7 protein-coding genes and 1 pseudogene are annotated in these 6,419 nt (G+C 69.0%); 5 read left to right on the top strand and 3 right to left on the bottom strand.

The window, feature by feature from the left end; translation table 11 throughout:
- Both RIN18_RS17065 and RIN18_RS17060 read right to left on the bottom strand, forming a co-directional pair.
- The coding region (locus RIN18_RS17065; RefSeq protein ID WP_375163547.1) for a DNA-formamidopyrimidine glycosylase family protein at positions 1-108 on the bottom strand (108 nt) is incomplete at its 3' end.
- 4 nt (positions 109-112) lie between these two features.
- Positions 113-421, bottom strand: a complete 309-nt coding sequence (locus RIN18_RS17060) for a hypothetical protein (protein ID WP_309105178.1) — start codon at positions 419-421, stop codon at positions 113-115.
- Positions 422-534: 113 nt separating this feature from the next.
- Between RIN18_RS17060 and RIN18_RS17055 the strand changes: the two genes are divergently transcribed.
- From RIN18_RS17055 to RIN18_RS17035, 5 genes are all read left to right on the top strand, one after another.
- Positions 535-1,281, top strand: a complete 747-nt coding sequence (locus tag RIN18_RS17055) for an FCD domain-containing protein (protein ID WP_309105177.1) — start codon at positions 535-537, stop codon at positions 1,279-1,281.
- A 136-nt stretch (positions 1,282-1,417) separates the two neighbouring features.
- Positions 1,418-2,455 (top strand): ABC transporter substrate-binding protein, encoded by a 1,038-nt coding sequence (locus RIN18_RS17050; RefSeq protein WP_309105176.1) that lies wholly within the window; start codon positions 1,418-1,420, stop codon positions 2,453-2,455.
- A 30-nt stretch (positions 2,456-2,485) separates the two neighbouring features.
- Positions 2,486-3,271 (top strand): ABC transporter ATP-binding protein, encoded by a 786-nt coding sequence (locus tag RIN18_RS17045; RefSeq protein WP_309105175.1) that lies wholly within the window; start codon positions 2,486-2,488, stop codon positions 3,269-3,271.
- Complete coding sequence (locus tag RIN18_RS17040) at positions 3,268-4,908, top strand: ABC transporter permease subunit (protein ID WP_309105174.1); 1,641 nt, start codon at positions 3,268-3,270, stop codon at positions 4,906-4,908. Before RIN18_RS17045 ends, RIN18_RS17040 begins: the two co-directional genes overlap by 4 nt.
- Positions 4,909-4,946: 38 nt before the next feature.
- The gene (locus RIN18_RS17035) at positions 4,947-6,200 is read left to right on the top strand and encodes an amidohydrolase family protein (RefSeq protein ID WP_309105173.1); all 1,254 of its coding nucleotides are present in this window, start codon (positions 4,947-4,949) and stop codon (positions 6,198-6,200) included.
- Here RIN18_RS17035 and RIN18_RS17030 read toward each other — a convergent pair.
- Positions 6,187-6,419 (bottom strand): annotated as a pseudogene (locus tag RIN18_RS17030) (GNAT family protein); the annotation flags it as partial. The gene RIN18_RS17035 and the pseudogene RIN18_RS17030 sit on opposite strands and share 14 nt — an antisense overlap.

The following is a 6,419-nucleotide window of genomic DNA, read 5'->3' as shown; positions in this document are numbered from 1 at the left end:
CGTCTTCAGCGCCGCGATGGCGCCCACTGCCACCCGCGTGATGGTGCGCCCCTCCACGCGAGCGGACAGGAAATCGACCAGGCCCTGGACCTCCGGCATCTCCGGCATGGGTTCATCCTGCCAGCCGGCACCGACACGGCGCATCCGGTGAGCCGGGCACCGTTGAGGGGACCTCGGACTCCATCGCGGACGTCCCGCGCCGTCGGCGGAGCCGCAGCAGATGGAACACATTGATCGCGGCAAGGGCGACGTTGAGGCCGACGCTCGGCCAGACACCGAGCGGGGTGTTATACGCGATAGCCAGCACGCAGCCGGTGAGGTTGAGTACGCGCAGCCGCAGGATGTTCGTCTGGCTCAGGGAGACGACGAGGACCGCGCTGCCGAACCAGCCGAACGCGGTCCAGAGGACTTCAGGGGACATGAGCGGAGTCTAGGAGTATCGATGGACGTGTGTCACGAATGAATGCCATCTTTCATTCTTGACAGACGCAGGCGCTGGGCATAGCCTCATCGCAACGCCCAGAAGGAGTCGCCATGCGGGAGCTTTCCACCGTCGAAGAGGTCATCGTGTCCGTGCTGCGTGCGCAGAACACGCCGACCGGCGCGCGCACGATCTGCAGGGAGCTCGCTGTGGAGGGCTTCGAGACGAGCGAGTCGACGGTCAATCGCCTGCTCACCGCGCTCGATGCACGCGGTCTGACCGAACCGCTCGGCCGGAAGGGGAGGGTGCTCTCGGCGGATGGGCGCCGACGGGCGGAGGCTCTGCTCCTGGACCGTCACCGCAGCCTCTACTTCGAGCGGGCGCTGCGGATGGAGAGCGTCGACGACCTCATCGATCACCTCGTCGCCCGTCGGGGGATCGAACGCGAGGCCTCACGTGCGGCGGCGCTGCGGGCGACCGATGACGAGATCCGCCAGCTCCAGCAGAGCGCCGCCGCCGGGCGCACCGCGCTCCACGACCGCTTGGACTTCCACCGTGCGGTCGGCGACGCCTCGCACAACAAGCAGATCCAGGCCATCGCGAACACCCTGTTCGTCGAGCGGCTCGATCCGCTCGAGAGCGTCGCCCTCACCGTCGGACTGCGCCAGGGCACCCAGGAGGAGTGGGAGAACGATCATCGCGTGATCGCCGCCCGTATCGCCGACCGCGACCCCGACGCCGCCGAGCAGGCCATGGGCGCCCACCTCGACTCCACGATCCGAGAAACGGAGGCATTCGCCCGCAGTGGCTGGGGGCACGTCCTCGTGCAGCAGCTCAGCGCGTCGACGCCGCAACGCTGAAGCGCCCGCCGCCACCCTCTCCTCCCACAGCACCGTCCGCCGGCCACCCGACCGGCGACGCCGTCGACCGCATCCCCGCCCGTTCATCACTGCTCCTGCTCGCCCCGCCATACCCGACCCCCGCAAGGAGACTGCAATGTCGCACCCCTCTGGCTCACTGCTCACCCTCGACCGCCGTTCGTTCCTGCGCCTAGGTGCCCTCGGCGCCGGGGCTCTCGCGCTCGGTGCCACACCGTTCGCCCTCGTCGGCTGCGCGGCGGGCGAGGGCGGTGCCGGGGCTCGCGTGCCGTTCAACACCAAACTGGGCTGGATCCCCGACGTCGCGTACTCCGGGCTGTTCATCGCCAAGGAGGACGGTCTGTTCGAGAAGGCCGGCCTGGACGTCAACATCGAACCGGGAGGGCCCAACTCGCCTGTGGTGCCCCTGGTCAGCACGGGACGACTCGACGTCGGCATCGAGTCGATCCCCGAGAACGTCGCCGCGGCCGTCAACGACGGCGCCAAGCTCCGGATCGTCGGCGCAGGGCTGCGCAAGAGCCCGGAGTGCTGGATATCCCGCGCCGACAACCCGATCCGCGAGCCGAAGGACATCGAGGGCAAGAAGCTCGGTTCCACCCTCTCGGGCCAGAACCTGATGATCGAGTTCATGAAGCGCAACGGCGTCGCCGTCGACAAGGTCACCTTGGTGCCGACCCAGTTCGATCCGGCACCCCTGGCGGTCGGCGAGGTGGACGCGCTGCTCGGCTTCGCGTCCAACCAGCCGGTCGTGCTCGGCAACCAGGGCGTCGAGACGGTGATCATGCCGACCGCCGACTACGGGCTCAACCGGATGCAGCAGGTGTTCTTCGTCACGCAGGAGACCCTTGACGACGAGGAGAAGCGCGAGCGTGCGCGTCAGTTCCTGCTCGCCACGCGCGCCGGCACCGAGAAGATGCTAGCCGACCACGAGGCGGCGGCGCAGCTCACGGTCGACCTCTACGGCAGGGACCTCGGCCTGAATGTCGAGGATCAGCTGAAGAACCTCGACGCACTCGCGCCGTTCGTCGCGGGCGATGAGACGACCGACCTCTTCCTGATGTCCGACGACCTCATCGCGCAGACCCTCGACAGCCTCGAGCTGATCGGAGTGAAGGCCGACGCCTCACTGTTCACCAACGAACTGCTCGAGTCCTGACAGACCCGCCGACGACACAGGAGATCCCAGATGGCTCACAACGATGGCGATGGCCTGCGCATCGAGGCGCTCAGCAAGACGTTCGACGCCGACGGGCGCAGCGTGCAGGCGCTGAAGGACTTCACCTACACCGCGCGCCGGGGCGAGTTCATCGGTCTGCTCGGGCCGTCCGGATGTGGCAAGTCGACGGTGCTGCGAGTGCTGGCCGACCTGGAGGAGCCGACCTCCGGCACGGTCACCGTGCATGGCACGAGCCCGCGCGACCTGCGGGCCCGGCACCGCATCGGGGTGGGATTCCAGGATGCTGGGCTGCTGCCCTGGCGCAGCGTGGAGGCCAACGTGCGCCTGCCGCTGGAGATCGCCGGCAAGAAGGACGACGCGACGGTGAAGGCGCTCATCGACCTGGTTGGCCTCTCGGGGTTCGCTTCCGCACGCCCTGCGCAGCTCTCGGGAGGCATGCGGCAGCGCGTCTCGCTGGCGCGGAGCCTCGTGACCGACCCGGATCTGCTGCTGCTCGACGAGCCGTTCGGTGCCCTGGACGACCTCACTCGGCAGAACCTGAACTTCGAGCTCCAGCGGATCTGGTCCGAACGCGGCACGACCACGGTGCTGGTCACCCACGGCATCGCTGAAGCCGTGCTGCTGTCCGACACAGTCATCCTTATGTCCCCGCGACCGGGGACCATCGTGGATATCGTTCCCATTGACCTCCCGCGCCCACGCGACGCGCAGGTCATGGAGTCGCCGGAGTTCCACGCGCTGTGCGATCGGCTGTCGCACAAGCTGTTCCACGCCGAGGAGATCGCCGCACGATGAGCGCGACCACCACACTGCCGCTGAGCGAGGAGGAAACGCAACGCTCCGGAGTGCTCCTCGGGCGCCGCTGGCGGCGCGCCGTGCCGGTGCTGCTGTCGGTCGGTGGGCTGCTCGTGATCTGGCTGCTCGCGTCGTTCCTGACGCCGCTGGTGCCGAGCCCGATGTCCGTCATAGAGCAGCTGTTCGCCGACGCGTCGTACTACCCCGTGAACATCGCCGTCACGATGAGCAGTGCCGCGCAGGGATATCTGTGGGGCAACGGCATCGCGATCGCCCTCGCCCTGCTCACCCTGCCCTTCCCGCCGCTGCAGGCTCTGCTGGAGCGCATCGCGGTCGGCGCGATCGCGCTGCCTCTCATCGCCGTCGCGCCCATCCTCGCGATCGCCTTCGCCGGCAACATCCCGAGCGTCATCCTCGCCGCGCAGGCCGTGGTGTTCACCACCCTGGTCTCCTGCATCCTGGGCCTCAGCAACGTCGATCAGAGCGCACTGGACCTGGTGCACAGCGCGGGGGGGTCGAAATGGACCGCGATCTGGAAGGTGCGGCTTCCCGCGGCCATCCCCAGCTTCGTCGTAGGCCTGCAGATCGCCGCGCCGAGCGCGATCCTGGGCGCGATCATCGGCGAGTACATGGGAGGGAGCCGGGGTCTCGGCGTCGCGATGATTCAGGCGCAGGGCGCCTTCGACATTCCCCGCGCCTGGGCGCTGGCCATCGTCACCTCGGCGCTCGCCGCGATCGCCTTCCTGGTAATCCCGTGGATCGTCAAGCTCACGATGCCGTGGGTCGGACAGACCAGTTCCAACATCTCGCCTCGTGCCTTGTCGCGACGCAGGCGCTTGCCGTGGCCGCTCGCCACGCTGCGCACGCTCACCAGCGTGGCTGGGACGATCGTCGTGGTCTTCGCGGTCTGGTGGCTGATGGCGAAGATCGTGCCCGGCGGCCAGGCCGTCGCACGCGGCCCGTTCGAGGTGGTGGCCTACCTCTCCGACCCGGAGCTGCTCAGCGTCAGCCCCACCGGGCAGTCCCAGACCGCATGGGAGAGCATGCTGACGGCGCTCGGTCAGACCGCCATCGACGCCGGCGTCGGCTTCGTCGCCGGCACGGTGCTCTCGGTGCTGATGGCCGTCGTCGTGTACGAGTCGCGCACGGTCGAAGCGCTGATCATGCCGGTGTCGATCGTGCTCCGCTCCGTGCCGATCGTCGCGGCGATGCCGCTGCTCGCGCTGCTGTTCGGGCGCGGCATCCTCGCCGTCACCGTGCTGATCACGCTGATGACTTTCTTCCCGACGCTGGTGAACCTGCTCCTCGCGATGCGCAGCGCGCCGACAGGAGCGGTGGATCTGTTCACCGCCTCGGGCGCGTCACGCTGGCAGCGCCTGAGCAAGCTGCTGCTGCCGTACGCCCTTCCCGCGCTGTTCGCCTCGATCAAGATCGCGCTCCCGCTGTCGGTAGGCGCGGCGATGGTCGCGGAATGGCTGGCGACGGGTTCTGGTCTCGGGGCCGCCATGACGGTCGCCGCGACTATGTCCGACTACTACTTCGTGTGGGGTGGGGTGGCGGCGGTGCTGCTCATCTCCCTCCTGCTGTACCAGCTCGCCAGCTATGGCGAGCGCAAGATTTCCGCACGCCTGGCGTGACGGCATCCACCCTCCCGACGACGAAAGCAGGCACCGCCATGCGCACAATCCTTCAGAACGGCCGGATCGACGGCAGCGACGCGACCGACATCGTGATCTCCGACGGGGCGATCGAGCAGATTGCCCCACCCGGCACGGTGACCGCGGAACCCGGCGACGAGACCATCGAGCTCGGCGGTCAGCTCGTCCTCCCCGGGTTCGTGGACGGCCACTCGCACGCCGACAAGAGCCTGTGGGGCGAGCCATGGGTGCGCCGCGGATCGGTCGCCATCACGATGGATCAGATGTTCGATGACACGCTCCAGCAGTGGGCCCTGCCGCAGGCGTCAATCAAGGAGCGTGCGCGGCGGTTCCTGGAGATGAGCGTCGCCGCGGGATCGACGACGATCCGCGCGTACGCCGATGTCGCCCCGGAGATCGGCCTCGACGGTGTGCACGCCATGCTGGAGCTCAAGCAGGAGCTCGCGCACCTCGCTGACATCCGGGTCGTAGCCTTTCCCCAGCTCGGCATCCTGCGCAAGCCCGGCACGGAGGAGCTGCTCGAGGAGGCGCTGGTCGCGGGGGCGGATGCCGTCGGCGGCCTCGACCCGGCCGGTGTCGACCACGACGCGCTGAAGGTGCTAGACATCGTCTTCGGCCTTGCCGAGAAGTACCAGGTCGCGGCTGACTTCCATGCGCATGAGGACGGCGAGCTGGGGGTGTGGCTGGTCGACCGCATCGCGGAGCGCACGCGCGTCCTTGGCATGGGCGGCAAGGTCAGCATGTGCGACGTGTTCGCACTGGCGCAGCCGAGCCCGGATCAGTTCGCCCACCTGAGCAGCACGTTCGCCGACGCCGGCATCGCGTTCTCGATCGGTGTGCACGGCCTGCTGCCGGTCCCGGACGTGAAGGGGCTGCACGAGGCGGGGGTGGCCATGTGCCTCGGCTCCGACTCGTCGCGCAGCCTGTGGTCGCCGTGGGGCGACGGCGACATCCTCTCCCGGGCCATGATGATGTCGTACAAGAGCTACTGGCGTACCGACGACGACCTGGAGTTGGCGGCGCAGCTGGCGACCTCGTTGGGGCGCCGCGCGCTCGGTCTGGATGCCAGAGGAGTGGAGGTCGGTGCGAGCGCGGATCTCGTCGTGCTTACCGGTGAGGCCGTCGCGGAGGTCGTCGTGCAGCCCGTGCCGCGTTCCCTGGTGTTCAAGCGCGGCGTCGTCGTCGCCCGCGACGGTGCACTCGTTGCGGACGACGTGCCGGCCTCGCGGCAGGAGCCCGTGAGCCGTCCTCGCCGTCTCAGCGGGCGGTGAGGACGGGCCAGTGCACCGGAGTGCGGTCGTCGGATGGCAGCAGGCCGGCGATCCAGCCGTCGTCGCGTCCCCGGGGGCTCGTCAGCCCCTGCCGCAAGAGGCCCTCGTAGCGGAAGCCGAGCGTGCGCGCGGTGCGGGCCGACGGCACGTTGCCGGCCACCGCGCGCCAGCCGAGCCGGGCGACGCCGAGCTCTCGGAACGCCCAGTCGACGACCGCCC

Source organism: Microbacterium sp., from assembly GCF_031179285.1.
In the GTDB taxonomy this organism is placed as follows: Bacteria; Actinomycetota; Actinomycetes; order Actinomycetales; family Microbacteriaceae; genus Microbacterium.
Note: the sequence above shows the minus strand (reverse complement) of the source record. Positions and strands in the feature narration are given on the sequence as shown.